The organism is Nostoc sp. UIC 10630, from assembly GCF_010747425.1.
GTDB lineage: Bacteria > Cyanobacteriota > Cyanobacteriia > Cyanobacteriales > Nostocaceae > Nostoc.
This window is the reverse complement of sequence record NZ_JAAGOG010000466.1, coordinates 1-872: the sequence shown is the minus strand read 5'-3', so window position 1 is coordinate 872 and position 872 is coordinate 1. Positions and strand designations below refer to the sequence as shown.

Below are 872 nucleotides of genomic sequence, written 5' to 3'. Positions count from 1 at the left end.
GCCGACACCACTAAAAAAAATATCCGGCTGATTGGCATGGAGGATGATTCACCGCTTGAAGTTTTGGTGAAAAACAAGATAGCCAACACAACTTTACACAAACCGCGCAAGGATGCCGTGCTGTGTAGCGATATTTTTCTCTCGGCATCCCCAGAATATTTTCGCCCCGATAATCCATCAAAAGCCGGCGAATGGGATAATCCCCGAATGTTGGACTTTGTTAAGGCTTCTCGCAGTTGGCTAGTCAATAACTATGGTGATAAGTGCGTCAGGGCAGAATTGCATTTGGATGAAGCTACTCCCCACATTCATGCCTATGTCGTACCCATCAACGAGAAAACCTTGCAGTTAAGCCACAAAGAAATGTTTGGGGGTAATGGTCGCGCTGCCAGCATTAAGTTATCCAAGTTGCAAGATAGCTATGCTGCTGCACTTGCTCCTTTGGGCATTGAACGAGGGGTTAAGGGCAGTAAGGCAACCCACACCAAAGTCAAAGAATATTACCAAGCCGTTAACAGTGAACCACTAAACAACGTCTGGTCGAATAAAAAACTTGAACCCGAACCTTTTGAATCAGCTACAAATTACGTTGCTCGGATTCAGAATGATCACCAATTCCATGTCCTCAACCACCAACTGGCTGACCGGGCTTTCATGCAAGAGCGATTGGAGAGGGCAGAGCAACGGGCTAGGGCCAGCGAGAAGGAACGACAGCAACTAGAGAAGCGGGTGCGATCGTTAGAATCTCAGACCAATCAACTGCGCGACTTGCCCTTGGAGGATGTGGCTTGGGAATTGGGGCTACACAATAGCCAAGGAAAATGGAAGGGTCACGGACACATCATTAATATAGATGGGCCCAAATTCTACGA

1 protein-coding gene is annotated in these 872 nt (G+C 47.4%); it reads left to right on the top strand.

From position 1 onward, the window contains the following. On the top strand, window positions 1-872 hold an 872-nt coding region (gene mobV / locus G1O98_RS38410), incomplete at both ends, for a MobV family relaxase (RefSeq protein ID WP_175587045.1).